Source organism: Arthrobacter sp. DualSoilB13 (assembly GCF_055389195.1).
The window spans coordinates 19,720-42,165 of the sequence record NZ_AP035865.1 but is presented as its reverse complement, the minus strand read 5'-3'; the positions used below and the strand labels follow the sequence as shown (position 1 = coordinate 42,165).

Genomic DNA, 22,446 nt, shown 5'->3' with positions numbered 1-22,446 from the left:
ATGTGATCCCTGCCTCGTGATGTGCGTTACATCTAGGATGCACCAATCTGCTGGATTGTTCAACAATCCAGCGATCCCAGTTTCCGGCAATCGTGTAATTTTGGTGTCATGGCCGGTGTAGATCAGGAAAAAAACGAACACGTTGGCCTTGATAGTGCGCGGGCACGCGTCCGGATGAGAGTTCCGTCTGTTGCTGAGAGAGTCGCCGAAGAACTCCGGTATCAGCTCGCCGAGGGATTCCTGGTGCCGGGCGCCAAACTCACCGAAGCCACTATTGCCGAGGACCTGGGAGTATCCCGGAACACCGTCCGCGAAGCGTTCGCCGAGCTGGCCGGTGAGCGGCTGCTCCTCCGCCAGCCCAATAAGGGCGTGTTTGTGGCCACCCTTGAAGCAGGCGACATCCACGACGTCTACACGGTCCGCCGCGCCATAGAGGTCAGTTCAATCCGCGCGGGTGGTTCGCCGGAGCGGATCGCCGCCGTCAGGGCCGCCGTCGAGGAAGGGAAACGGGCGGCAGCTGCCAACGACAACGAAGGCCTGGGCAGCGCAAACCAGCATTTCCACGGTGCAATCGTGGCCCTGGCCGAGAGCAACCGGCTGAACACGATCATGGCGCAGATCCTTGCCGAGATGCGGCTCTACTTCCACAAAGCCACCATGAACGCGCATTTCTACAGCGACTGGCTGAAGGAGAATGAGCAGATCTGTTCAGCGTTGGAGTCCGGGGATCTGGAAGAGGCCGGGGATCTTCTCCTTGCCTACCTCAACCGATCAGAGCAGCAGCAAAGCGCTATCCACGGCGGGTAAGCCCGGACTAGGCCGCGTTCCTCCCCGGTTACCTCACTCGAAAGAGCAAGATACCAGCGATCTGGCCGCAAAGTCCGGCACTTCTACCCACTAACTGGGCAGGAGCGTCACCGCTTACCGCTTGCCCTTCTTGCGGGACCCCTTGCCACGGCCCTTGTCCGGGTTCGGCGCATAGCGCTGTGCGACTGCGGGCTTTTTGGGGCCACCGCCGCGTCGATCCGGCTTAGGCACCTTCTTGGGCTTCTCCTGCTGCGCCGAGGGCTGGCGTGAGCTCTGCGCCGTCCGGCCGCGCACGATCCCTATGAACTCCTCGATCACGGGACTGTCCGTTCCAACCAGCCAGGCCAAGCCGATCTGCGTGGTGGGAGCCCCGGTCAGGCGGCGCATCACCGTGTCCTTAACATTGAGATGCCGCGCCACGGACATCGGCAGGATCGCCAGTCCAGCACCGGATGCCACCACTTGGAGGGCCATGTCCGGCCCGCCCATCTCGTCAACATCCAGGAAGTTCTCCTCGACGAGGTCTTCCAGCGCGACCTCCTCAAACACTGAGATCTCGTGCCCCTTGGGAGCGACCACCACGGGCTGTTCCTCATACAGGGGGATGACGTTCAAACCTTCGCGGTCCACGGGCAACCGAACAAAGCTGAGGTCAGCCAAACCGTCACGCAACACCGAAACTTGAGCGGCGTCGTCGGACATAAACGAATGCAACGGGAAGTTGGGCATCCGTTCTTCCCACCGCCGGATCCATTTCCCAGGAGTCACACCCGCAACATAGGCGAAGCGGAGACCGGCTAGGGGTTCGGTTGTTTCGGCGGATTCTTCAGCGTCTGGCACACACTCACAGTACCGGCCAGATACCCTTGAAGCATGACGTCCTCGAACTCCCAGTCCATGAAGCCGGCAACAGTTGCCAAGAAACTCGGTATCTACCTGCCCGCAACACCCCAGGAGTTCCAGGATTCGTCCATCACACGCGACGAATTCGCCGAACTCCAGGCCAACCCGCCGGAGTGGCTCGCCGAGCTGCGCCGCAACGGCCCGCACCCGCGCCCGGTAGTCGCGCACAAGCTCAACATCTCCATCAGCGGCCTGGCCCGCGGCGGAGTAGAAGAAGCACTCACGACGGCGGAAATCGCCGAGCTGCTGCAGTCTCCCCCGCAGTGGCTGGTCACCGAACGCGCCACACACGCAGCTGTTCGCTCCGAGGCGCAGCGCGTGAAGGACGAAGCCGCCAAGAAGGCCGCCACCAAGGAAGCCAGGGACAACGCCGCTGCAAAGCGTGATGCTCCGAAGACCTCCAAGCGCGATCACGCGTAGCTTTCACTGACTGTGGCCGGGACCAGCGGGTCCCGGCCACAGTCATTTAGGGCACTAGTCCTGGTGGAGCTGAATGAAGTTGCCGCACCCGTCATCGAAGACTGCGCTGACGCCTGAGGGATCCTCAGACGGTTCGCCCTGGAACTTCACACCGGCGGCGAGCAGACGCTCATACTCAGCCTGGACGTCGGGCACACCAAAGGTGATAGCAGCCAGGCCGGACTCATGGAGTGCGTTCATGTAGTTCGCGGCGATGGGGTTATCGCTCGGCTCCAGAAGCAGCCCCGGCGAAGTGCTGTTGTCCGCTCCCGGATCCTTGATGATGAACAAGTTGTATTCAGGCATCGCCATCAGGGTCTCGAAGCCCAGTGTCTCCGTGTAGAAAGCGTGAGCTGCTGCGGGGTCCTTGACGTGGATGCTGCACATTTTCAATCTCATGCTGCCTAGGCTACGCCCCGGGTGCGACACAGTCCCGGGCAGGAATCACCCTGATCCGGACAATTCACCTGCGTTTGCGGTGGTGAATTGTCCGATGGAGGGTGTCGCGCGGATCCAGCCACTGGCGCATACTGAATGCAAAGCAGCGAATTCGCCTGGAGGTGGTCCGATGCCCGCCATGATGCTCCTGTGGGGTGTAGCTCTGGTTCTCGCAACCGCAGCAACCACGTACGTCCTGCACAGGAAACTCAGCTATGGGCGTGGGCAGGAACCGGACGGCGTCTTTTGGGACGTGTTCGGCGGCCTCGTGGTCGTTACGCCCGCCATCCTTGTCCCGGCTGTGCATTGGCCACCGGCCGGGCTGATCATGATGTTCGTCGGCATCGCCACCGCGGCAGCCACCCTGGCGAGCATCCGCAAAGTCGAACGCCTCCACGCAGCCGAGCCCCGGCGTCGTACCGGTTTTGCCGATGACGCCGCCCGCCACGAGAACCTCCTTGAACAGTGGAGCCGCTACGAGCTTGATCCCGCCAGGACCATCGATTTCCCCGCCATGACCGATGTGCGGTCAGCGGAGACGGCGGCGCTGACGCGGGCCATGCGGGAGGCCGAGTTCTGCAAGGTGACGGCTGGGACGGATTACCGGGCCGCCGTCGAGCGCCTTGCGGGGGCCCTTGAAGCAGCCGAGCGAGCTGCGGGCGTGCCAGCCTCATCACTGGCTACGCCCGGGTCAACACCTTGCCCTTGAAGAACTCAGGCCGCACCTTGTACATCACCAGCATGATCACCACGCCGAGCAGGATGACGCCCATTCCCAGGACGAACACCAGTCCGACACCGCCCACCGAGGAGCCCGAGCCGTACTCCGGATCCATGGAATCAATGGCTGTTTTGACGAACATGACCAGCAGGATCACGCCGCCCAGCAAGGGTGCCAGGAACTTGAAGAAGAACGCCCGGACGCTGCTGAACGCCGATGCCCGGAAGAACCAGACACAGGCCAGCGCGGTAATGCCGTAGTAGAAGCAGATCATCATGCCCAGTGCGGTGATGGTGTCCCACAGCGCGTTCTCGGACACCGTCCTTGTGATGACGTAGAAGCCTGCGGCAGCGATGGCAGCTGCAATGGTGGCGAAGCTGGGCGACTTGAAAGTGGGACTAATGCTGCCAAAGCGAGGTGAGATAGCACGGTAGTGGCCCATGGCCAGCATGGTCCGTGCGGGCGACACGAACGTCGACTGCAAGGACGCGGCGGAGCTGCTCAGGATCGCCAAAGACATGAGGATCGCGAACGGACCCATCACCGGGCCGGCAAGGACGGCGAAGATACTGGACTGGTTCTCCGGGTTGCCGGCCCCCAAACCGGTCTCGCCAACGCCAGCAAAGGACAGGGTAGCCAGTGCAACGGTCATGTAGATGACCACGATCACCAGCACTGTGATGGTGGCTGCGCGGCCGGGTGTCTTCTCCGGGTTCTTGGTTTCCTCGTTCATGGTGAGGGTGACGTCCCAGCCCCAGTAAATGAAGATCGAGAGCGATACGCCCGCAGCAAACGAGGAGAAGGAATCCACAGCGAACGGGTTGAACCAGTCCGGCGAAATGGCGGTGGCGTCAAAGGCCGTGCCGTTGGCCACATGGGCGAACGCCGAGACCGCAAACCAGCCCAGGACCAGCAATTGGAAGGCCACCAGCACGTACTGCACGCCCTTGGTGGTCTCCATGCCGCGGTAGGAAATCCAGCAAGCCAAGGCGATAAACACGAGCGTGGTGGCGATGTTCAACGGCAGGATCTTGCTCAGCTCACCCAATGCCGGATTACTGAAGATCTGCCCGAGCATGAGGTAGAAGAAGTCCACCGCCACCGCAGCCAGGTTGGACAACACGATGATCGTGGCCGCGATCAGCCCCCAGCCACCCATCCAACCGATCCACGGACCAAAGGCGCGCGTCGCCCACGTGAAGGAGGTACCGGCGTCGGGCATTGCGTTGTTCAGTTCGCGGTAGCCGAGCGCCACCAGCAGCATGGGGATGAAGCCCACCAGGAAGATGGCGGGCAGGTGCACGCCAACCTCGGACACTGTGGGGCCCAGGGCCGCGGTGAGCGTGTAGGCGGGCGCGATGCAGGAAACACCGATCACGACGGCGCCGATCAAGCCCACCGATCCGGCCTTCAGTCCCTTTTCACTCAGGGATGATTCCTTCGACTGGACCGTCTTTGGTGCAGTTGACATGGGTTCTGCCTCTCAGGCGATTGCTAGGCGCTGTGGCGCGTGTAGTCGCGGGGGACCACAATCATGGGAACGGGGAGGGCACGCAGGATCCGGTTTGCGGTGCTGCCCAGGAAAGTGGCCCGATGCTGGGCCAGGCGACTGGAACCGATCAGCAGGATTTCGCCGTCTTCCCAGTCGAGTCGGTCAACGGCTTCTTCGATGGTGCGGCCCTGCGCCACCACGATCTCCGGCTCACCTTGAAGGGAACCGGCGGCGTCCGCAGAACCGCCCGCGTCCGCAGAACCCCCGACGGCGGCAAGCCGGTCGGCGGCATACACCCAGGCGGCGTCGGCCAACCCAGGCGAGTTACCGCCGTCGAGCGCCAACAAGGAGACGAGCCGCAGCGGAAGGCCGCGATCGCGCGCAGATTCAACGGCGACGTCGAGAAGTTCATCAGCGCCCGGGCGCGTCCCGAAACCGCAGCTCAAGCGCGTTATCGGATCCGTACGCTGATACCCTTGCGGCGCCAAAGCCACCGGAACGGGCGATGAGTGGAGCAGTGAACTCGCCACGGAACCGATCGTGAACCGCTTGAGCAGCCCGCCGTTGCTGGCGCCTATGACCAAGGCCGCGGCGTCGAATTCCACTGCGGCCTCGATCAGCGTGCGGGCCTCGGAATCGCCGCGGCGGATGTGCGCGCGTGCGGTGACATCCGCCGGGATCAACGCCAGGCCCTCGTCCAGCCAGCGCTGCGCTTGGTCGGTGAGGATGTCGTTGTAGCCGGCCTCGGGCGGATAGACGGCATTGAAAGGGGAATCCTCGGGGATCACCAGGACCAGATCCAGGCTCACATCGTGGTTCCTGGCCAGCGCGACGGCGAGGTGAACGGCGTCGTGCCCCCTCGCATTGGCGGTGTAACCCACTACGTAGCGCATGGTGGTCCTTTCTGGAGTACCGCTTAAAAGGTGGTGCCGGCAGGCCGGGAATGACGCTCCCCCGGCCTGCCGCTTAGTTCTTTTCTGCCGCTAGACGGCTACCGTTGCCAGCTTGTTGGCTTCAACAATGCGTGCGGCAGTTGCTTGGCCCATGCGGACCGCACCATCCACGTGCTGGTAGCCCTCGGCTGCGAGGTCGGACGAGGACCAGTAGATCGGCCCGACGTTCGCGTGCTGGTCCTTGCCGTAGCGGTGCAGGCCGCCGAGGTCGTAGCTGGACGCGTAGGCACCGCGGGTCCACTCTTCGGAGCCCCAGTCGGATTCGTAGTAGACCTCGGGCGTGAGGGCCTTATCGCCCAGGAAGCCGGCGATCGATTCCAGGATGGCCTTCTTGCGGTCTTCGGCGCTGAGCTCGAACACGGCGTCGGCCTTTTCGTCGGATACGAAGCCCACCAGGGTGCCGCGGGAATCACCGTGGTTGGTGTTGTCGTAGACCTCCTGGACCAGTGCACCGGCGCTGAAGCCCGTGCCGGAGAGTCCTTCTTCGCGCCAGAACGGCGTCTCGTAAACAGCGTGGACCTTAATGACCAGACCGAGCGACTGGTGCTGGTGCATCTGGTGCTGGCGGCGTGGGAGCGGGGGCTCGAACGAGACGCGGGAGTACAGGTTGGGCGGTACGGCCATGATCACGTAACGGGCGTTGACGGTTGCCTCATCCGAAACAACGGTCACGGCGTTCTCTGACCAGTTGATGGTGCGGACCGGGCTGTTGAGTACGACGTCGTCACCCAGTTCTGCTGCCTGCAGCAGCGAAACCTGCTGCATACCGCCGATGACGCGCTTGTCCAGAATGAAGTCTTCGTCGGTCAGGTGGCTAAAGGAACCGGCCGAGGCCGCCATCAGGACTGCCTGGAGTGCGGAGAAGGCGTGTGCGGGCTTGGTGAGCATGCCACCGGCGATGAAGAGGCCAATGTTGTTGCAGGCTTCCTCGTCGCTGGAGTTCTGGCGGAGCCAGTGGTGGAAGGAGATGGTGTCCAGCTCGCGTGCCTTGGGGTGGGCCCAGGGTTCGGTGGGGCCGATCTCCGCAGCGAGCTCATCCAGGATGGCTACCAGCTTGTCCATCTCGGCCTTGGTGGTTTCGTTTACCGGGAAAGTGTCGCCGGTGTACTGGGTGCGCTTGCCGTCTGCACCGATATAGACGGACTCGCCTTCGCGGTAGCGCGAGTACATTTTGAGTCCGAGCTCGTCCAGCAGTTCCATGAGGGCTGTCTGGTCCGGGGAAACCCACTGGCCGCCGATCTCCAGCATGGCGCCGTCGATGGTATCCGTCCAAGTGCGGCCACCCACGCGGTCGCGTGCTTCGAGCACCGCAACGCTGAGTCCGGCCTTCTTCAATTCGCGTGCTGCCGTCAACCCTGACGGTCCGGCGCCGACGATCACAACGTCGCGTTCAAGATTCTGCATGATGTCCTCTCCGTGGCCGTCCGTGGTGGCTGACCAATAAATGAATGGCATTCATTTATAACCATAATAGCGCTGGAGTCCGTCCCTGTGAAGACCCAGTGGAATAATGCTGGGGACACAGGCAGCAGAAAGGCTCCCGATGCCCGAACCCACCCCCGCTTCTTCCGCCCGACCTGCTCGCCGGCGCGCCGGCAGGCCGACCGCGGCTGTCTTGGACCAGGACGGGATCACGACGGCGGCACTGGTGTTAATCAGCAGCAAGGGTTACGACGGACTCACCATGGCCGCCCTGGCACGCTCCCTGGGCGTCGCGCCTTCCGCCCTTTACAACCATGTGGCCTCCAAAGATGACGTGCTCATTCTGCTCATGGACCATTTGGCCGCAATGGTGGACGTTTCCGCATTCGGCACCGAACCGTGGGATGAAGCCGTACGCCGCTGGGCCTGGTCCTATAGGGACGTTTTCTCCGCGCACACCCCCCTGATTCCGATCATTGCCGTACTGCCCGTGGCCAATGCCCCCAAAACGCTCGCCATGTACGAGTCAGTGACCGCCGGTTTCCGCGATGCCGGGTTCCCGGAGGACCGCATTATTTCCGCAATCGTGGCCCTGGAAGCCTTCGTGTTTGGCGCCGCTTACGACGTCACGGCCCCGGATGACATCTTCGACGCCGGCAGCCTCGCCCAGCAGGTCCCCAACTTCACGGCCGCTGTGGACAGGTTGTCCCTGGCAGGCCAGGAGCGGCCAACCGACGCAGCTTTCGTCCTGGGACTTGAAACCCTGATTGCGGGTTTCGGGGCGCTCCGGGCTTAAGTTCCCTCGTTCCTAAGGTGCGCATCAGAGGCTGAGGTAGCGGATTTCCCTGGTGTTGTCGCTGTAAGTCACCTCGACAGGTACTTTTTCCTCTGACGAGTTTGTCAGCTCCCCTCCCGGAAGCCAGAAGGCGAACTGGCCCTTCGATACTGTGGCCGTAATCTTCTCGCCTGCCGTGCTGATGTAGGTCATGGCGGCCACGTCCGGGCCAACTTGCCCTGAAGCCATCGAGAGCGGATTGTCACCGATGACGCCGGTACCGAGTTGACTGGTTCTGATATCCCTGCCGGTGGGCTTCTTGCCATCTCCCGGCTTTCCTACTGAGCCAAAGGAACCCCTTTTGAACCATGGGGCCGAGGAATCGGTGGTGCAGGTGGCTTCGAAGCCGTCAGTGCTGCTGAGGACAACTGTGGTCCAGGCTCCCCGCTTTTCTGCAATTGCCACGTCAGCTACTGCCACGTCATTGACGTACATGCCATCACCAATCCTTTTGCTGGACCGGGCGCAGTCGGAAACCGCGCTATCGCGCTCGGCACCTATCAGCGCACCCGGCGCGGCGGTCCACGTTGCAAAGGCCGGGTCGCCTCCCGAGAGAGCCGGCCCCATCAGGAATCCAACTGTGGTTGCGAAAGCAACTGCACCCAAAGCAAGGGTGCGACGACGACGACGGCTTGGAATCGACGTCGACGTTTGGTGTTCTGCAGGTTCGGCGCCCCTGGCGGCTGGAGTTGGGTGGGACCGAAGAATCAGTTCCAGATCTTTCTGCGAACGTCGCGGGTCAGTAGGTTTGTTCTGCTCGGCGGCGTCCATGGACCGCAGAAGAGTATCGATGTTCCGGCTGTTTTTCATGGTGTGGTGGCCTTTTCGGAAGATGTGGCTTGCGCCGGCGACTCTTGGCGCGGGATGTGATCAAGGAGTAGCCGCAGGGCTCGCCTTGCGCGGGTGAGGCGGAGCCGGAACGCAACGGGAGAAATGCCCAATACCCGCGCTGCCTGGGGTGCGGCCAGGTTCTCGAAGATCGCCAGCCCGAGGGCCTCTTGATGGATCTCGGAGAGCAGCTCCCAGGCTCTCCCTAGATCAACGCGGCTGCTGACCAGATCAGCGTGGGAATCGGCGTGGGATACAGAGGTCGCGTCGGCGAGGCGGACGCCCAGGGCGTGTCGACGCTGCTCTCCACGGCGGGCGTTGAGCATGAGGTTTCGAGTGATGCCAAAGATCCATGCCCGCGCATCGTCCTCGTGCTGAGGCGTTTCAGAAAAGCGCCGCCAGACGATGAGAAATGCCTCAGCCACTACGTCCTCGGCATGTGCCGCGTCTGTGCGGCGCTGAACGAACTTGAGCAGGTCAGCATAGGCGGATTGATACAGCGCCCGAAAGGCTTCTTCCTGGTCGGGGGCTCTCGAGAGGTAGCTCATACCCAGTACCTGTCCGCCACGTACCTCAGTGTGTTGCATTCGCCCAAAAAATTCTTGGAACTCAGGGGAGGGTGTCCCCCCAAGCCGGGTGCCGCCGTCGTGCGTTCCCGTGTGACGTCGCTTGGGCAAACCTAACCCTTGTAGTACAAGTACAAAACTTGTATCCTAAGTGACAGGCAAGGACGCCGCATTTACTAGGAGAACCATGAGCACCGTAGATCTGATTCGCCACATCAAGCTGTCCACGGCACGTTTACCCCTCACCGTACCCATCAGCGATGCCAAGGTCTTCACCGGCAGGCAAAAGCCCATGACCGAAGTGGTCTTCCTGTTTGCCGAGATCGCCACGGAACAAGGCCACCGCGGCCTGGGATTCAGCTACTCCAAACGCGCCGGCGGCCCTGCGCAGTATGCGCACGCCAAGGAAGTCGCAGAGGGCATCATCGGCGAGGACCCCAACGACATCGGCAAGATCTACACCAAGCTTCTGTGGGCCGGCGCCTCCGTGGGCCGTTCGGGTGTGGCTACGCAGGCCCTGGCGGCCATCGACATCGCGCTCTACGACCTCAAAGCCAAGCGCGCCGGACTCCCCCTCGCCAAGCTCCTAGGCTCCTACCGCGACTCGGTGCAGACCTACAACACCTCCGGCGGCTTCCTCAATGCCACGCTGGACGAGGTCAAGGAACGCGCCACGCAATCCATCAACGATGGCATCGGCGGCATCAAGATCAAGGTTGGCCTGCCCGACTCCAAGGAGGACCTGCGCCGAGTTGCCGGAGTCCGCGAACACATCGGCTGGGACGTCCCGCTCATGGTGGACGCCAACCAGCAATGGGACCGGGCCACCGCACTGCGTATGGGCCGCCAGCTGGAGGAATTCAACCTCATATGGATCGAAGAACCGCTGGATGCCTACGACTTCGAAGGCCACGCGCACCTGGCCCGGGTTCTGGACACCCCCATCGCCACGGGTGAAATGCTCGCGTCCGTCGCAGAACACAAGGGCCTCATCAACGCGAACAGCTGCGACATCATTCAACCCGACGCACCACGCGTCGGCGGCATCACCCAATTCCTGAGGCTCGCAGCGTTGGCGGATGAACGCGGGCTGGGCCTGGCACCCCACTTCGCCATGGAAATCCACCTCCACCTGGCCGCCGCCTACCCGCGCGAGCCATGGGTGGAGCACTTCGACTGGCTGGACCCTTTGTTCGAGGAACGCCTGGAAACCAAGAACGGCCGCATGATCGTTCCGGACCGCCCGGGCCTTGGTGTCACCCTCAGCGAGCAGGCCCGCGCCTGGACCACCGAATCCGTGGAGTTCGGCGCGTAATCTTGAACCCATGAGCCGAAACCTGACCGCGGATCTCGCCGCCGATCTTCGCAACCGCATTGTGGACGGCGTCATCCAGCCAGGTGAGAAGCTCCCCAGCGAAAACACGCTCATTAGTGAGTTCGGGGTGAGTCGGACCGTGGTTCGCTCTGCCCTGACGCACTTGCAGGCGGAGGGACTGGTGGAAACCGAACGCGGGCGGGGCAGCTTCGCGCTGACCCCGCCGGCAGACGGCCCGTCTCCGGCGCCCGGATCACGTGCTGTTTCCAGCATGGAAGATCGGCTGCAGATGCTCGATTTCCGCGTTGGCGTGGAAACAGAAGCTGCCGCTTTGGCCGCGCGGAACCACACGGAGCGCCAGCTCAAGGCGATGCACGGAGCTTTGGAACAGTTCATCGCCAGCTCCGGCCACCCGGCACACTCCATGAAAGCCGATTTCGAGTTCCACCGGGCCATTGCCGCCGCCACGGGCAACCCCTTTTACACGGACTGCATCTCCGCCCTGGGCCAAACCATGATCACCATGCCACGCCCGCGCCTCGTCGCCAGCGACCACCAGGACTCACCCGAGCGTTTCGCCCAGGTCGTCCACGAGCACTCCTCTATATATGCGGCCATCGCGGAGGGCGACCAAGTGGCTGCCGCAGCCGCCATGCGCTTGCACCTGAGCAACTCACGACGCCGGTTCGCGGCTTCCGCGCGCGCCTAACCTCCCGCACACCCAACTAAGTAGCACTTAAGCGCGTTTAGCGGGCTCAAAACGCGCTCTGCTGCGACTCAGTTGGGTGCGGGGGAAACAAAAGAGCCCCGGTCCTAAGACCGGGGCTCTTTCAATTGCGTGCGCGAGGGGGGATTTGAACCCCCACACCCTTTCGGATACTGGCACCTGAAGCCAGCGCGTCTGCCGTTCCGCCACTCGCGCGCAACTTCTTTTTCCGGACTTCCGCAGGTTTCCCGGCTTCGTTTCCTTCAAAAGCAGCGAGATCAAGCATAACGGACAGTCGCCGCAAAACACCAATCGAAAGGTAGGAGGCGTCCCCGAAGAGGCCAGGAGTCCCCCAACAATGGCTTAACCAGGTGAGAATTTCAGCCCTCCCCTCCCGCGCTACCATGGGCCGGAAACGAACTTTTCCGGGTCGCAAGGCGTTGTGGATTAAGGCCATTCCCAGTCAGTCCCAGTAGTATCGGGAAGTGGAAGGGCCGTCAGGCGCGTACTTCGCTGTGTGTGCGGACGGATCAATGGACGGACTATCGGACCAGGCACAACGGGTGCCGCGGCAAGGAAAGGAGAAGGACCATGGGTTTGCTGGATAAAGTCGAGCGCGGCATTGAAAAGGCTGTCCGCAACGTCTTCTCCACGGGGTCGCGGGCACGTGTTGAGCCAGTGGAGATTGCAAGCAAGCTGAGGCGCGAGTTGGACAATAAGTCCATCACCATCGCTGCCGGGCGGACGCTGGCTCCAAATGTCTTTGATGTCCTGTTGAGTGACGAGGACTTTGCCCGGGCCCAGGAATGGGGAACACCATTGGCCGAGGAATTGTGCGACGTCGTCATCCAGCACGTCCGTAGCCAGGGCTACACGCTCCAAGGCGCCGTGCGCATTTCGTTCCGACGCAACGACGAGGAACGTGCCGGTCACTTCGAGATCGCTTCGCGAACAGAGAAGCAGTCAAACGACGGATCAGCACCGGCGCCGTCCCCCAGGGCCAACGTCCCCGCCGCTCCGGTGCGGCAGCCCACGCGCATGCAGCCTGTACTGGACATCGGCGGTCAGCGGTATTCGCTCAACGCCCTGTCCGTGGTGCTTGGCCGCTCCTCCGAAGCCGACATTCTGGTGGATGACACAGGTGTTTCACGGAAGCACCTTGAGGTCCGCACGGAAAATGGCACCACGTGGGCCGTTGATCTCGGCTCCACCAACGGCAGCTACGTTAATGGACATAAAGTGAACGGCAGCGTGGAGCTTACAGACGGCTCAACCATCACGATGGGACGTACCAAGATCATTTTCCGCCTCCTCCCCCAAACCCCGGGCGGTCACGCGTGAACGACATCAGCGAACTGACCATCACAGCGCTTCGCTTCGGATTCCTCCTCCTACTCTGGGTCCTGATTTTCAGCATCGTCACCACCATGCGCCGCGACTTCCAGATAGGCCGCAAGGCTGTCACCGGCGTTCCCACGGCACGGGAAGTCCGCAAGCATCCTGAACTAGCGGCTTCGCCGCCGCCGGCAATCCAGCATGCGCGAACACTTGTAGTTACTGAGGGTCCCCTCAAAGGCACCACGGTCCCCCTGGCGGCCAGCCCCATTCTGCTGGGCCGCGCGCAGGAAGCCACGCTTGTCCTGGAGGACGACTACGCTTCCGGCCGGCATGCACGCCTGTTCCCGCAGGGTAGCCGCTGGTTCATCGAGGACCTGGGCTCCACCAACGGCACCTACCTGGCCGATCAGCAGCTCACCCGCGCATTGCCTGTTGAGCTTGGCGTCCCCGTGAGAATCGGCAAGACGGTCATTGAATTGAGGCCGTAGTCCATGGCCTCCCCCGAGTCCCCCAAAGGCCAGGAAAAGCCCGCGGAGCGCCCGCTCATCATGCGCTACGCCGCTCGTTCCGACGTCGGACGGATCCGCTCCAAGAATGACGACTCCGCATATGTGGGTCGCCATCTTGCCGTGGTGGCCGACGGCATGGGCGGTCACGCCGGCGGCGATGTCGCTTCCGCTTCAACGGTTCTGGACATGATCCACCTTGATCATGACGACTATCCGGAGGGTGCGGACACCGTCCTGGCCGACGAGATCCAGACCGCCAATTCCCTTCTTTCCGAGCTCGTGCACCAAAATCCCAAGCTTTCGGGGATGGGCACCACCGTGACAGCCCTGCTTTTGGAGGGCCGCAAGCTCCACTTCGCCCACATTGGCGATTCCCGCGCCTACAGGCTGCGCAACAAGAAGTTTGAACAGGTCAGCATTGACCACACGTTCGTGCAGCGGCTCATTGACGAAGGCCGGCTGCGCCCGGAGGAAGCCGAAACGCATCCGCACAAGAACGTCTTGATGCGAGTCCTCGGCGACGTCGATGCCAGCCCCGAGCTGGACCTGGATGTCCTGGATGTGGAACCTGGCGAACGCTGGCTGCTCTGCTCCGACGGACTCAATTACGTTGCCGGCCACGTGGTGGAGCGCATGGTCCGTGAGACCAAGGACCTACGCGAATGTGCTGAGATCCTTGTTGACCTGACCCTTGAAGCCGGCGCCCCGGACAACGTCACCGTGGTGATGTTGGAGATTGCGGAGGAGACCGACGACGACGTCAACACGGCCGCCGTCGACGTCGTTCCGGCAGCGGCGCTTGCCGCGGTTGACGAGCCTGACGCGGTCACGGCCACCAAGTCCGCCGATGATGTGGCTGCGGACAAAGCTGTAGAAGACAGCAAAACCGAGTCGAAGCCCAAAACCGAGCAGCAGGCAGGCGCTGGATCGTCGTTCAGTGCGGGCAATCCTGACAACAAACAAGACGCGGCTGACGACGCTTCAACCGGCGAGTCCACTGAACCTCCTGCCACCACCGACCCGCACCTCGGCGAGCATTTGTCGGCGGAAGTGCTGCGCGAGGAATTGGCCAGTCGGCCTCATGAGCTTGTTGGTGCAGCTGCAACCGCCGCCGAAACGGGCTCCATTCCCACGGTGGCCGGCCGCACTGTGGCACGGAGGGCAGCTACTGTCCTGACACACAAGGCTGAACAGGACCGCGTTGAGGTGGAAGAGCCGCCGCGACGCCGCGTGCGCTGGTTGATGCCTGCGGTTGCAGCGGTGGTTGTCCTGGGTGTGGTGGTGGGCCTCTGGCTTGGCTATGCCTGGACCCAAACGCGCTACTACGTGGGCGAATACGATCAGCGGGTCGCCATCTTCAACGGAATCTCTCAGCGGCTCGGCCCCATTCAACTTTCCCGGCTTGAAGCCGTAACCGATATCAGGGTGGATTCATTGCCGGAATACGGCCAACAGAGCGTACGCCAGACAGTACCGGCGGGCGACCTCGACGGTGCGCAGGACATCGTGGAGAACCTGCGGAACACCGGCAGCGCCTCTGCGAACTGCCCCAGCCCCGCGCCCACGGCCGCGGGCACCGCGTCGGGATCGGCAACCCCTACGCCAGCACCTACGGCCACTGTGCCCATTCCCAGCACGGCCGCCGTCGCCAGCCCCACTCCTTCGCCCGTCCCGACTCCCTGTGAGGCGGCCAAATGATGCAGACTGAGATAGCCCCCAAACCCCGCCGGAACGTTGAGCTGGTGCTCATCGTCCTGGCCCTTGCCGTGGGCATCGGCGCCAGTGCCTTGGTGAGTATCAACTCGGAAGTCGGACTCGATAGCGACTTCTGGTTCCAGTCCAGCCTTTTGGCCGTGGCTGCTTTCGCATTCCACGTCGTCCTCAGGCTGCGCGCGAAGTATGCAGACCCGGTAATACTTCCCATCGTGGTTGCGCTCAATGGCCTCGGCCTGGCGTTGATCCACCGGATGGACGGTCCCGGGGACGATACGGGCAACAACCAGCTCCGGTGGACCCTCATTGCCATGGCGGTCTCCATAGCCGTGATCTGGTTCCTCAAAGACCACCGGATCCTGCGCCGCTTCACGTACATCTCCCTGGCGGTCAGTGCATTCCTCCTGGTCCTTCCTTTGATCCCCGGCATCTCCGCGGGTGAAATCCTCGGTGCTCGGGTCTGGATCCGCGTTGGGCCCATGACGTTCCAGCCCGGTGAAATCGCCAAGATCACCCTGGCCATATTCTTCGCAGGATATCTGTCCTCCAACCGGGACCTCATTCTGCTGGCGGGCCGGAAGATCGGCCCCATGCAGTTCCCCCGGTTCAAGGACCTTGGCCCCATGATCACCGCCTGGCTGGTGAGCATCGGCGTCCTCGTCTTCCAGCGCGACCTCGGATCTTCCATCCTCTTCTTCGGCCTGTTCATTGTGATGATTTACGTGGCCACCAGCCGTATCTCCTGGGTGGTCATCGGCCTGCTGCTGATTCTGGGCGGAGGCTTCATTGCTTCCCAGATCTTCTCCCACGTCGCTTTCCGCATCGATAGCTGGATCAATGCCTTCACTCCGGAGGTCTTCGGCAGGTCACCCGGCGGTAGCGGCCAGATCGTGGAGGGCTTGTTCGGCATGGCCGACGGCGGCCTGGTGGGCACTGGTCTTGGCCAGGGCCGGCCGGATCTGGTCCCGTTCGCCAACAGCGACATGATTGTGGCCCTCATTGGTGAAGAGCTCGGCTTGATAGGCCTCTTCGCCGTGGTGATGCTGTACATGTTGCTCTTCACCCGCGGTTTCCGCGCAGCTTTGGGCACCCGGGACGCTTTTGGAAAGCTCCTCGCCTGCGGCTTGTCCTTTGCCATTGCCCTGCAATGCTTCGTAGTGATTGGCGGCGTCACCCGGCTCATTCCCTTGACCGGCCTCACCACTCCGTTCCTCGCAGCCGGCGGCTCTTCGCTTCTGGCCAACTGGATCATCGTTGGCCTGCTGCTCATGATCTCCAACACGGCCCGCGGCCCGGTGGACACCACCCCCATGGTTAACAAACCGCCCGCAAGCAGCACGCCGGACAGCCGCAAACCGGCTACAGGACAGACACCCAGCGCACCAACAGAGGCGGTGAAGCAACAATGAACCAGGCTATTCGCAGCAGCTGGATGGCTGCCGTCGCCATGTTCGCGTTGATCTTCGGCGCCATTAGCTACGTTCAGGTGATTGGTGCTGACGACCTCAACGCCAACCCCTGGAACCAGCGCGCTGTTTTGGCATCCTTCTGCAACGAGCGCGGCTCCATCATTGTGGGTGGAAAACCGGTGGTTGAGTCGGTTCCCGGAACGGAGTCCTGCGCCTTCCAGCGCCAGTACAACCAGCCACAGCTGTATGCCGGCATCACCGGATACTTCTCCAAATTCTTTGGTTCCACCGGCTTGGAACAGTCCATGGGGGAAACCTTGGCGGGCAACTCTGATCAGCTGTTCCTGGATCGCATGAGCCAGATGTTCCTCGGTAAAGAGCCCAAGGGAGCATCTGTGGAGTTGACCTTGGATCCTGCCCTGCAGCAGTTGGCCATGGATCTGATTCCTGAAGGCCAGCGGGGCTCCATTGTGGTCACCAACCCCAAGACCGGCGCCATTTTGGCCATGGCTTCCAAGCCCACCTATGATCCCAACCTGATTGCCACCCATGACCGGACCACAGCGGAAGCAAATTATGCACAGCTGAACCAGATTCCGGGTATCAACCTGAACCAGAACGTCAGCGGTCCTACAGGTAACCTGCTTTCGCCCGGCTCGGTCTTCAAGCTCATTGATACTGCTGCGGCACTGAATTCCGGTAAGTACAACAAGGACAGCGAACTCCCGAATCCCAGCAGCCTTCCCTTGCCCGGCAGCAGTGCCAGCCTGCCCAACTATGCCGGCGGCAACTGCAACGTCCGCGAGACAGCGTCCTTCGCCTTTGCCCTGGAGCAGTCGTGCAACACCCCGTTTGCGAGCATTGCACTTGACCTTGGCCAGGACGCCATCAGGGAACAGGCGCAGAAGTTCGGCTTCGGCCAGGATTTCGGTGACCAGCTCAAGCTGCAGCAGGCCATCAGCGTCTTCCCGGAGGACTTGGACCAGGCCCAGTTGGCACAGTCGTCTGTGGGTCAGCGCGATGTGAAGGCCACGCCGCTGCAGATCAACATGATGACGGCGGCCATTGCCAACGGTGGGGTGCAGATGAAGCCCAACTTGGTTGAGGCCATCCGTGCGCCTGATCTTCGGGTCATCAACGAACCCAAACCTGAAAAACTGCGGACCAGCACCACGCAGCCAATCGCCAGCCAGATCACTGAGTGGATGACCAGTGCCGTAGACAATGGCATTGCCAAGGGTGCAGCCGTTCCGGGCGTCAAGGTGGCCGGCAAGACAGGTACCGCCGAGCTCGGCGATTCAGGTTTGAATAACTCATGGTTTACCGGGTTCGCCCCGGCAAACGACCCGCAAGTAGCCGTCACCATTGTCATGGAGAGTGTGGACGTGCTAACCGGGGCCCAGCTAACCAGTCCGAACGCAAAGAAGATTTTTGAGGCGGTGTTGAATAAGTGAGGCCTACTTCAGGAATCACACTCGGCGGCAGGTTCCAGCTGACCAGTCGTATTGCGATTGGCGGCATGGGCGAGGTCTGGAAGGCCAAGGACCAGATCCTGGGCCGGATCGTTGCCATCAAGGTGCTTAAGGAGGAATACACGGGTGACCCCGGCTTCCTCCAGCGCTTCCGTGCCGAGGCACGACACACCGCGCTGCTCAACCACGTGGGCATCGCCAACGTCTTTGACTACGGCGAGGAAGCCGGTTCGGCCTACCTGGTCATGGAGCTTGTGCCCGGACACCCGCTGAGTGGCATCCTTGAGCGCGAACAGGTCCTGTCTCCGGACATGACGCTCTCCATCATTTCCCAGACAGCACGCGCCCTGGCAGTTGCGCACGCGCAGGGTCTGGTCCACCGTGACATCAAGCCGGGCAACCTGCTCATCACGCCGGACAACCGCGTCAAGGTCACCGACTTCGGCATTGCCCGATTGGCAGACCAGGTGCCGCTCACGCAAACCGGCCAGGTCATGGGCACCGCCCAGTACTTGGCTCCGGAACAGGCAACCGGACAGACGGCAACGGGCTCCTCGGACATCTATTCGCTCGGTGTCATCGGCTATGAGTGCCTTACAGGCCACCGACCGTTCTCCGGTGAATCGCAGATTGCCATTGCCCTCGCCCAGGTAAACGACGCACCGCCGCCCCTCCCGGAGACGCTGCCCACGCCGGTGCGCGCCCTCCTGATGTCCATGCTGGCCAAGGATCCCAAGAACCGCCCGGCCAACGCCATCAAGCTGGCCGAAGCCGCTGAAGCCATCCGCAACGGTGACATCGCCACGGCGCACGCCGCCGTACCCGGCATGCTGTTGTTCGAATCCACTACCGGGCCCATCACGGCACCGGTGGACACCGCAACGGCACCCACCGGCGTCGTCACCTCGCCTTACGGCAAGGAGCAGTCGACGACGGCGACCTCCGCACTTCCGGTGCTGGGCGCCGGCGCTGCAGGAGCTGCTCTGGGAGCCGCGGCCGCATCTGACAACCCTCTGACGCGGGCGAACGCCTTGGAGGCAGAGCGTCAGCTCACCGACGACGAAGAAGTGGTCTACACCGACGACGAGAACTTCGATGACGCTGAGCCGGAGCGCAAGAAGCGCAGCCCGTGGACGTGGCCTCTGGTGGCCCTGATCCTGCTGGTCCTGTTTGCTTTGGTTGGTTTCCTGATCTCCCAGTCGGGATTCTTCTCGCCGAGCCCCGCGCCCAGCGAGTCCACCACCACCAGCACCAGCCGGAGCGCCAGCCCTACCTCTACGTCGGCCACCCCGACGCCGAGGCCCTCGGAGACCACTGAGGCACCCCAGCCCACGCAGTCGGTTCCCCAGAAAATCAACGTCATTCCTGAGCAGTACCAGGGCCAACCTTTCGAGACGGTGAGCGGACAACTTCGCGCCTTGGGTCTTGGAGTGAACGGTCAGGAAGTCTTCGACGACACCGCTCCCGTTGGAATCGTTATTAGCCTCAACCCCACCGGTCCTGTTGACCCGGGACAAACCATCACCGTGACCTACTCCAAGGGGCCGGAATTGGTGGCAGTACCTGCCATCGCGCCGGGAGTTGACGAAGCCCGGGTCCGGCAAGCCATTGAAGGAGCCGGACTGCAGTGGGTGGCAGGAGAACCCGTCAACGGTGCCATCGGCCAGCAGCCGGGAACGTTCGTGCGTTCCTCACCTGCGGCCGGCACCCAGGTGGCAGCGGGCTCAACGGTCACTTACTACCTGTCCAAGGCTCTGGTGCCCACCGAGCCTGAAACTCCCACTTCCACTCCCAGCGGCTCCGCCAGCCCCAGGAACTAAGTAAGCCGCCATGTCAACGCCACGTCCAGGTCCTGCGCACCGAGAGGAGAACACGCCCGTGTCTTCCCAGCGCATCCTCAATTCCCGCTATGAACTTGGCGAGTTGATCGGTCGTGGCGGCATGGCCGACGTTTACCGGGGAACAGACACACTGCTGGGACGCACCATCGCCGTCAAGGTGCTACGCGCCGACCTTGCCCGGGACCCCCAGTTCCAGGCCCGTTTCAAACGCGAGGCCCAGGCTGTCGCCGCGTTGAACCACCCGTCCATTGTGGCCATCTTCGATACCGGGGAATACTCGGTTCCTGGAGGCCCGGGGGAAGACGTGCGTGTCCCGTACATCGTCATGGAGTACGTGGCCGGACGCACGCTGCGCGACATGATCAAGGCCAACGAGCTTGGCGTTGAGGATTCCGTCGGTTTTACCCTGGGTGTCCTCGGCGCTCTCGAATACAGCCACCGCGCAGGCATCGTCCATCGCGACATCAAGCCTGCCAATGTGATGGTCTGTGCCGACACCGGCGATGTAAAAGTCATGGACTTTGGCATCGCGCGCGCCATGGCCGATTCTGCCGCCACAATGACCCAAACGCAGGCCGTGGTGGGCACCGCCCAGTACCTTTCGCCGGAGCAGGCCCGTGGTGAAACGGTGGATGCACGCAGTGACCTCTACTCTGCCGGTTGCCTGCTCTTCGAACTGCTGACCAGCAGGCCTCCGTTCATCGGCGATAGCCCAGTATCGGTGGCCTACCAGCACGTCCGTGAAATCCCGGACCTGCCCAGCGCCCATAATCCCGAAGTTTCCGAGGCACTGGATTCCGTCCTGGTAAAGGCGCTGCAGAAGAGCCGCACGGATCGGTTCCAGGACGCGGCAGCCTTCCGCCGCGCCCTGCGTGCGGCAAGCAATGGCATCCCCGTGCCCGCTGTGGCAGCCAGCGAGGCTCCCACGGACCCCAACGACCTCGTTGATCCTGAAGACCCGGCAACAGAGCTTTTGAGTGCCACGGCCGTGGGCTTCCTCGATGCCAACCAGTTCAAAGATGAGCCTCTTGATCCGCCCCAGGAAGAACCACTTCCCTTGGGCCTCCCTCCGGAACGTGAGCTGCCGGCGGCCCAGAAGTCCCGGCGTCGTGCCTGGGTTGCCACGCTGGTGATCTTCACAATCCTGGTACTGGCTGGCGGCGGTTTCTGGCTCTACAGCCTCATGAACATGCAGCCGCCGCCCCCCGCGAAAATAGCCGTGCCGGTGGTAACAAACATGTCTGAATCACAGGCCATCCAGGAACTGTACTCAGCCAAACTGAAGCCCAAATCAGTTCGCGAGCCAAGCGACACCGTGGCCAAGGACATGACCATTGGGACATCACCGATAGCCGGTGCCTTGTTGGAACAGGATGCTGAAATCATCCTGAAGATATCCAATGGCCCCAGCTCAGTGATCATCCCGGCGGACATCGTGGGGCGCACTGAACCGGACGCACGCGAAGCTTTGCGGCGGCTCGGCATCACAGGCGAAGTAGTGACCGCCTTGACCCACAGCCCAACTGTCCCCGCGGGCGTAGTGCTCGGCACGGCTCCCGCACCGGGCGGCGCGATCGCCGTGGAAAGCAAAGTGGAGCTGCAGGTATCCACCGGCAAGGTCCTCATGCCGCAGCTGATCGCCTTGCCGTTGGCCGAAGCGGAAGCCGCGCTGAAGGCCAACGGGCTCAACATCGCAGTTGTGGAACAGGAAAACTCGCAGGTTGCAGCTGGGACAGTCACGGCTCAAAGCGATGCCTTCAACACCGAGGTGCCTCAGGGCAAGGTTGTCACTGTCACGGTGGCGAAGGCCCCGGCTCCACCACCCACACCTACTCCCACGCCGACTCCCACGGAGACTGAGAAGCCGACCCCGACGCCTAAGCCCACCAAAAAGTAAGGAACCTCACCTACTGCTTGATGAGTGGGCTCAGTTTCGAGGCTCGTTCGGCCGCACCGGTCATGCCCAGGGACTCCAACCAGTTGCCCAGCATCTGATACCCGCCTTCGGTGAGCACCGATTCCGGGTGGAACTGGACGCCGCAGAGGGGAGCGGTCTTGTGCTGCAGACCCATCACCACTCCGTTGGTTGTCTCGGCGGTGATTTCCAAAACGTCCGGGATGGAGTCCCGAACCGCCGCCAAGGAGTGGTAGCGGGTTGCCGTCACGGGCGACGGGAGACCAGCAAAGACACTCTTGCCTTCGTGCTGGACGGGTGAGGTCTTGCCGTGCATGAGTTCCGGTGCGTGTGTCACCACTCCGCCGTAGGCCTCGGCCAGGGCTTGATGTCCCAGGCAGACACCGAACATGGGCTTGGCGGCCTCGCCACACCACCTAATGAGCTCTATGCAGACTCCTGCTTCGGCTGGCGTACCCGGGCCGGGGGAGACCAGGACGCCGTCGCGGCTTGCTGCCAGCTCTATGGCCTCTGCCAGCGTCACGTCGTCGTTGCGGACCACCGTTGTTTCGGCACCGAGTTCCTGGAGGTACCCCACCAAGGTGTAAACGAAGCTGTCGTAGTTATCCACTACAAGGATTTTTGTTGTGCTCATGGCTGCTGCACTGAACCAATCGTTGAGTCGGTCAAAGTGGTGAATTGGGAGAACCACGGGAAGAGGAACTCCACCATCAGTACCAGGGCTACGCCCACCAGTACCAAGGATGTCAGGATCCGCACCCACAAGGGTCCCGGCAGATTGCGGAAGATCCACGCGTACATTGG

Annotated in this window: 22 protein-coding genes and 1 tRNA gene; 13 read left to right on the top strand and 10 right to left on the bottom strand. The window is 62.4% G+C overall.

Going from position 1 to position 22,446, the window contains the following annotated elements; translation table 11 throughout:
- Positions 1-108: 108 nt before the first annotated feature.
- Complete coding sequence (locus ACZ5J0_RS00230; protein ID WP_142937262.1) at positions 109-807, top strand: GntR family transcriptional regulator; 699 nt, start codon at positions 109-111, stop codon at positions 805-807.
- Positions 808-921: 114 nt separating this feature from the next.
- Here the strand turns inward: ACZ5J0_RS00230 and ACZ5J0_RS00225 are convergent, their stop codons facing one another.
- Positions 922-1,647 (bottom strand): LysR family transcriptional regulator substrate-binding protein, encoded by a 726-nt coding sequence (locus ACZ5J0_RS00225; RefSeq protein ID WP_166842636.1) that lies wholly within the window; start codon positions 1,645-1,647, stop codon positions 922-924.
- Positions 1,648-1,680: 33 nt separating this feature from the next.
- Between ACZ5J0_RS00225 and ACZ5J0_RS00220 the strand changes: the two genes are divergently transcribed.
- On the top strand, positions 1,681-2,130 hold the full coding sequence (locus ACZ5J0_RS00220) for a DUF5997 family protein (RefSeq protein ID WP_142937264.1): 450 nt from the start codon (positions 1,681-1,683) through the stop codon (positions 2,128-2,130).
- 54 nt (positions 2,131-2,184) lie between these two features.
- On the opposite strand, the gene ACZ5J0_RS00215 is transcribed toward ACZ5J0_RS00220, so the two are convergent.
- Complete coding sequence (locus ACZ5J0_RS00215) at positions 2,185-2,568, bottom strand: VOC family protein (protein ID WP_142937265.1); 384 nt, start codon at positions 2,566-2,568, stop codon at positions 2,185-2,187.
- A 169-nt stretch (positions 2,569-2,737) separates the two neighbouring features.
- Here ACZ5J0_RS00215 and ACZ5J0_RS00210 point away from each other — a divergent pair, with 169 nt between their 5' ends.
- Positions 2,738-3,316: a hypothetical protein gene (locus ACZ5J0_RS00210; protein ID WP_464093892.1), complete on the top strand. Its 579-nt coding sequence runs from the start codon at positions 2,738-2,740 to the stop codon at positions 3,314-3,316.
- On the opposite strand, the gene ACZ5J0_RS00205 is transcribed toward ACZ5J0_RS00210, so the two are convergent.
- The 3 genes from ACZ5J0_RS00205 to ACZ5J0_RS00195 all read right to left on the bottom strand — a co-directional run bounded on the left by ACZ5J0_RS00205 (position 3,288) and on the right by ACZ5J0_RS00195 (position 7,177).
- Positions 3,288-4,799: an APC family permease gene (locus tag ACZ5J0_RS00205; RefSeq protein WP_464093891.1), complete on the bottom strand. Its 1,512-nt coding sequence runs from the start codon at positions 4,797-4,799 to the stop codon at positions 3,288-3,290. The two genes, ACZ5J0_RS00210 and ACZ5J0_RS00205, sit on opposite strands and share 29 nt — an antisense overlap.
- 23 nt (positions 4,800-4,822) lie before the next feature.
- Complete coding sequence (locus ACZ5J0_RS00200; protein WP_464093890.1) at positions 4,823-5,713, bottom strand: universal stress protein; 891 nt, start codon at positions 5,711-5,713, stop codon at positions 4,823-4,825.
- A gap of 90 nt (positions 5,714-5,803) precedes the next feature.
- Entirely contained in the window at positions 5,804-7,177 is a 1,374-nt protein-coding gene (locus ACZ5J0_RS00195) for a flavin monoamine oxidase family protein (protein WP_464094756.1), read from the bottom strand.
- Positions 7,178-7,283: 106 nt separating this feature from the next.
- Here ACZ5J0_RS00195 and ACZ5J0_RS00190 point away from each other — a divergent pair, with 106 nt between their 5' ends.
- Complete coding sequence (locus ACZ5J0_RS00190; RefSeq protein WP_166842630.1) at positions 7,284-7,991, top strand: TetR/AcrR family transcriptional regulator; 708 nt, start codon at positions 7,284-7,286, stop codon at positions 7,989-7,991.
- A 24-nt stretch (positions 7,992-8,015) separates the two neighbouring features.
- Here the strand turns inward: ACZ5J0_RS00190 and ACZ5J0_RS00185 are convergent, their stop codons facing one another.
- Both ACZ5J0_RS00185 and ACZ5J0_RS00180 read right to left on the bottom strand, forming a co-directional pair.
- Entirely contained in the window at positions 8,016-8,840 is an 825-nt protein-coding gene (locus tag ACZ5J0_RS00185) for a hypothetical protein (RefSeq protein WP_464093889.1), read from the bottom strand.
- The gene (locus tag ACZ5J0_RS00180) at positions 8,837-9,445 is read right to left on the bottom strand and encodes an RNA polymerase sigma factor (RefSeq protein ID WP_464093888.1); all 609 of its coding nucleotides are present in this window, start codon (positions 9,443-9,445) and stop codon (positions 8,837-8,839) included. Before ACZ5J0_RS00180 ends, ACZ5J0_RS00185 begins: the two co-directional genes overlap by 4 nt.
- A 166-nt stretch (positions 9,446-9,611) precedes the next feature.
- Here ACZ5J0_RS00180 and ACZ5J0_RS00175 point away from each other — a divergent pair, with 166 nt between their 5' ends.
- Together ACZ5J0_RS00175 and ACZ5J0_RS00170 are read left to right on the top strand one after the other, a co-directional pair.
- Positions 9,612-10,739, top strand: a complete 1,128-nt coding sequence (locus ACZ5J0_RS00175; RefSeq protein WP_250820388.1) for an L-talarate/galactarate dehydratase — start codon at positions 9,612-9,614, stop codon at positions 10,737-10,739.
- Between the two features lie 10 nt (positions 10,740-10,749).
- Positions 10,750-11,448, top strand: coding sequence for a FadR/GntR family transcriptional regulator (locus tag ACZ5J0_RS00170; RefSeq protein WP_250820387.1), 699 nt, complete (start codon positions 10,750-10,752; stop codon positions 11,446-11,448).
- Between the two features lie 130 nt (positions 11,449-11,578).
- Here ACZ5J0_RS00170 and ACZ5J0_RS00165 read toward each other — a convergent pair.
- A tRNA-Leu gene (locus tag ACZ5J0_RS00165) sits at positions 11,579-11,661 on the bottom strand.
- Positions 11,662-12,036: 375 nt separating this feature from the next.
- On the opposite strand from ACZ5J0_RS00165, the gene ACZ5J0_RS00160 reads away from it, so the two are divergent.
- Genes ACZ5J0_RS00160 through pknB form a run of 7 tightly spaced genes read left to right on the top strand, consistent with a single transcriptional unit; the run spans position 12,037 to position 21,624 of the window.
- The gene (locus ACZ5J0_RS00160) at positions 12,037-12,786 is read left to right on the top strand and encodes an FhaA domain-containing protein (RefSeq protein ID WP_142937274.1); all 750 of its coding nucleotides are present in this window, start codon (positions 12,037-12,039) and stop codon (positions 12,784-12,786) included.
- Positions 12,787-12,791: 5 nt separating this feature from the next.
- A complete protein-coding gene (locus ACZ5J0_RS00155; protein ID WP_024818875.1) occupies positions 12,792-13,271 on the top strand; it encodes an FHA domain-containing protein FhaB/FipA in 480 nt (159 codons plus the stop codon).
- Between the two features lie 3 nt (positions 13,272-13,274).
- Entirely contained in the window at positions 13,275-14,990 is a 1,716-nt protein-coding gene (locus tag ACZ5J0_RS00150; protein WP_464093887.1) for a PP2C family protein-serine/threonine phosphatase, read from the top strand.
- A complete protein-coding gene (locus tag ACZ5J0_RS00145) occupies positions 14,987-16,414 on the top strand; it encodes an FtsW/RodA/SpoVE family cell cycle protein (protein WP_142937276.1) in 1,428 nt (475 codons plus the stop codon). The genes ACZ5J0_RS00150 and ACZ5J0_RS00145 overlap by 4 nt, the downstream gene beginning before the upstream one ends.
- Positions 16,411-17,868 carry a penicillin-binding transpeptidase domain-containing protein gene (locus ACZ5J0_RS00140; RefSeq protein WP_142937277.1) on the top strand — a complete coding sequence of 486 codons (1,458 nt, stop codon included), beginning with the start codon at positions 16,411-16,413 and terminating at the stop codon, positions 17,866-17,868. Before ACZ5J0_RS00145 ends, ACZ5J0_RS00140 begins: the two co-directional genes overlap by 4 nt.
- Positions 17,865-19,706 carry a protein kinase domain-containing protein gene (locus ACZ5J0_RS00135; RefSeq protein WP_142937278.1) on the top strand — a complete coding sequence of 614 codons (1,842 nt, stop codon included), beginning with the start codon at positions 17,865-17,867 and terminating at the stop codon, positions 19,704-19,706. The genes ACZ5J0_RS00140 and ACZ5J0_RS00135 overlap by 4 nt, the downstream gene beginning before the upstream one ends.
- 10 nt (positions 19,707-19,716) lie before the next feature.
- Entirely contained in the window at positions 19,717-21,624 is a 1,908-nt protein-coding gene (gene pknB, locus ACZ5J0_RS00130; protein ID WP_464093886.1) for a Stk1 family PASTA domain-containing Ser/Thr kinase, read from the top strand.
- A 10-nt stretch (positions 21,625-21,634) separates the two neighbouring features.
- Here the strand turns inward: pknB and ACZ5J0_RS00125 are convergent, their stop codons facing one another.
- Positions 21,635-22,276, bottom strand: coding sequence for an aminodeoxychorismate/anthranilate synthase component II (locus tag ACZ5J0_RS00125; protein WP_464093885.1), 642 nt, complete (start codon positions 22,274-22,276; stop codon positions 21,635-21,637).
- A complete protein-coding gene (locus tag ACZ5J0_RS00120; protein WP_011772805.1) occupies positions 22,273-22,443 on the bottom strand; it encodes a hypothetical protein in 171 nt (56 codons plus the stop codon). The genes ACZ5J0_RS00125 and ACZ5J0_RS00120 overlap by 4 nt, the downstream gene beginning before the upstream one ends.
- Positions 22,444-22,446 lie beyond the last annotated feature (3 nt).

Bases quoted from the DNA above. Each gene is read 5' to 3' on its own strand.
- ACZ5J0_RS00230 (WP_142937262.1), top strand. From the start codon at position 109: ATGGCCGGTGTAGATCAGGAAAAAAACGAACACGTTGGCCTTGATAGT.
- ACZ5J0_RS00220 (WP_142937264.1), top strand. From the start codon at position 1,681: ATGACGTCCTCGAACTCCCAGTCCATGAAGCCGGCAACAGTTGCCAAG.
- ACZ5J0_RS00215 (WP_142937265.1), bottom strand. From the start codon at position 2,568: ATGAGATTGAAAATGTGCAGCATCCACGTCAAGGACCCCGCAGCAGCT.
- ACZ5J0_RS00210 (WP_464093892.1), top strand. From the start codon at position 2,738: ATGCCCGCCATGATGCTCCTGTGGGGTGTAGCTCTGGTTCTCGCAACC.
- ACZ5J0_RS00205 (WP_464093891.1), bottom strand. From the start codon at position 4,799: ATGTCAACTGCACCAAAGACGGTCCAGTCGAAGGAATCATCCCTGAGT.
- ACZ5J0_RS00200 (WP_464093890.1), bottom strand. From the start codon at position 5,713: ATGCGCTACGTAGTGGGTTACACCGCCAATGCGAGGGGGCACGACGCC.
- ACZ5J0_RS00195 (WP_464094756.1), bottom strand. From the start codon at position 7,177: ATGCAGAATCTTGAACGCGACGTTGTGATCGTCGGCGCCGGACCGTCA.
- ACZ5J0_RS00190 (WP_166842630.1), top strand. From the start codon at position 7,284: ATGCTGGGGACACAGGCAGCAGAAAGGCTCCCGATGCCCGAACCCACC.
- ACZ5J0_RS00185 (WP_464093889.1), bottom strand. From the start codon at position 8,840: ATGAAAAACAGCCGGAACATCGATACTCTTCTGCGGTCCATGGACGCC.
- ACZ5J0_RS00180 (WP_464093888.1), bottom strand. From the start codon at position 9,445: ATGCAACACACTGAGGTACGTGGCGGACAGGTACTGGGTATGAGCTAC.
- ACZ5J0_RS00175 (WP_250820388.1), top strand. From the start codon at position 9,612: ATGAGCACCGTAGATCTGATTCGCCACATCAAGCTGTCCACGGCACGT.
- ACZ5J0_RS00170 (WP_250820387.1), top strand. From the start codon at position 10,750: ATGAGCCGAAACCTGACCGCGGATCTCGCCGCCGATCTTCGCAACCGC.
- ACZ5J0_RS00160 (WP_142937274.1), top strand. From the start codon at position 12,037: ATGGGTTTGCTGGATAAAGTCGAGCGCGGCATTGAAAAGGCTGTCCGC.
- ACZ5J0_RS00150 (WP_464093887.1), top strand. From the start codon at position 13,275: ATGGCCTCCCCCGAGTCCCCCAAAGGCCAGGAAAAGCCCGCGGAGCGC.
- ACZ5J0_RS00145 (WP_142937276.1), top strand. From the start codon at position 14,987: ATGATGCAGACTGAGATAGCCCCCAAACCCCGCCGGAACGTTGAGCTG.
- ACZ5J0_RS00140 (WP_142937277.1), top strand. From the start codon at position 16,411: ATGAACCAGGCTATTCGCAGCAGCTGGATGGCTGCCGTCGCCATGTTC.
- pknB (WP_464093886.1), top strand. From the start codon at position 19,717: ATGTCAACGCCACGTCCAGGTCCTGCGCACCGAGAGGAGAACACGCCC.
- ACZ5J0_RS00125 (WP_464093885.1), bottom strand. From the start codon at position 22,276: ATGAGCACAACAAAAATCCTTGTAGTGGATAACTACGACAGCTTCGTT.
- ACZ5J0_RS00120 (WP_011772805.1), bottom strand. From the start codon at position 22,443: ATGTACGCGTGGATCTTCCGCAATCTGCCGGGACCCTTGTGGGTGCGG.